Raw genomic sequence first — 1,662 nt, 5'->3', positions numbered from 1 at the left:
CAGTGGATGCGCATTATAGGCAGCAGGAGATTTTGTGCAAGGGCTTTTTTCGCTAAATTAGCCATTAATTACCGATATCTACACTAGCCACACCCTACCCACCGCTTACCCCCAGACTTATCCACAATCCTATTCAAAATCCACTTTTTCTAAACCGAGATTAAATAAAAAACGACACCATTTAGTATACAAATTTTAAATCACACATTCAAAAACGATAACAAGGGATTAAGTCTAAATGGCTTAATCCACATTACTAAGGGAGCAAAGCTCTAATTATAATAATGTAAATAGTTTTTATGTAGCTATACAGCCAAAAAGTCTATTTACTCAGAGTGGTCTGCTAATAGAAGCGGTCTCGATTGTGTTATTAGTCTAATACCAATTACATCAACTATGTCACCTAATTGGTGGTCACTTTCTAATCTCACACAGTATTAACAAGCCCAATATCCTAGCCTGAGTAAAATCAGAGAAAAGCACACGTAAACGTATGCGTTATCTTTCATTACTGCACTTCACCGAAAGGCATTCTCGTACGGCTATTACCAGTATGCTGAAGGTCAGTAGAGCCCGTGTTAATAAGTGGGTTACCACTTACCTTTCCCAAGGACTATACCGCCTAGATGATAAGCCTAATCCTGGTCGTCCACCTCAATTATCATTGGAACTGCAAGCCAGTCTCAAAGCGTTCGTACAGCAACGAAGCCTCTCTGAGCAAAGGGGTAGACTGATGCCCAGGGAGCTCAACCATTTTATTTAGTCTGAATTTGGCGTGGCATTCAAACAAGTGAATATCTACCGTTTACTATATCAATTGGGCTTTTCATGGATAACCACTCGCTCTCGCCACCTGAAACAAGCGGAGACCGTGCAAGAAGCTTTTAAAAAACTGATCAATGGCAACTATTCGTGACACCCCGGGCCATGTTGCACTCGATCGTATTGATATTTGGTTTCAAGATGAAGCCAGATTTGGTCAACAAAATACCACCACCCATATTTGGGCCAAGAAAGGGACACGTCCACGACCCGGAAGGCTACAACAGTTTGAGTCTGCGTATTTATATGGCGTCGTGTGTCCTGTAGTTGGCGCAACAGAAGCCATTATTGCTCCGTATGCTATCAGCTATTAGATGACGAACATTTGAAATTGATTTCTGCTACGATGGCATTTGGGCGTCATGTACTGGTCATCATGGAAGGCGCTGGCTGGCACCAACAGGATTTGAGCGATGACTTTGATAATCTCACCGTCCTCAAGTTGCCTCCTACTCACCCGAACTCAACCCTATAGAGCAAGTCTGGCAATGGCTACGCCAAAATGTGTTGGCTAATCGCTGCTTTAGTGGCTATGAGGATATTGCATGGAATAGCTTCATTGAGAATAAAGAAAGGGTAAGCAAATTGCGCTCTAGGCAATGGGCACTGTTGAACGCTTAGTTAATGGAATGGGTATAAATCTATGCGGAGCTTTTGCTGAATAATGAGTTTGTTCACAACGAAAAAAGCCTCATCATTCGATGAGGCTTTTGTCTTTATGTTGGCGGAGCGGACGGGACTCGAACCCGCGACCCCCGGCGTGACAGGCCGGTATTCTAACCAACTGAACTACCGCTCCTTTAAGCTAACGTTTACACATTAACCTAAATTAGGCGCTTG

1 tRNA gene and 1 pseudogene are annotated in these 1,662 nt (G+C 43.1%); one reads left to right on the top strand and one right to left on the bottom strand.

Annotation, left to right across the window (positions count from 1 at the left end):
- The first annotated feature begins 493 nt into the window (after positions 1-493).
- Positions 494-1,443, top strand: a pseudogene (locus ACRN9H_RS19595) (IS630 family transposase).
- A gap of 101 nt (positions 1,444-1,544) precedes the next feature.
- Here ACRN9H_RS19595 and ACRN9H_RS19590 read toward each other — a convergent pair.
- Positions 1,545-1,621, bottom strand: a tRNA-Asp gene (locus ACRN9H_RS19590).
- Positions 1,622-1,662 lie beyond the last annotated feature (41 nt).

Origin of the sequence: Shewanella sp. MF08487, assembly GCF_050848685.1 — a bacterium.
GTDB classification, from domain to species: Bacteria; Pseudomonadota; Gammaproteobacteria; order Enterobacterales; family Shewanellaceae; genus Shewanella; species Shewanella glacialipiscicola.
Note: the sequence above shows the minus strand (reverse complement) of the source record. Positions and strands in the feature narration are given on the sequence as shown.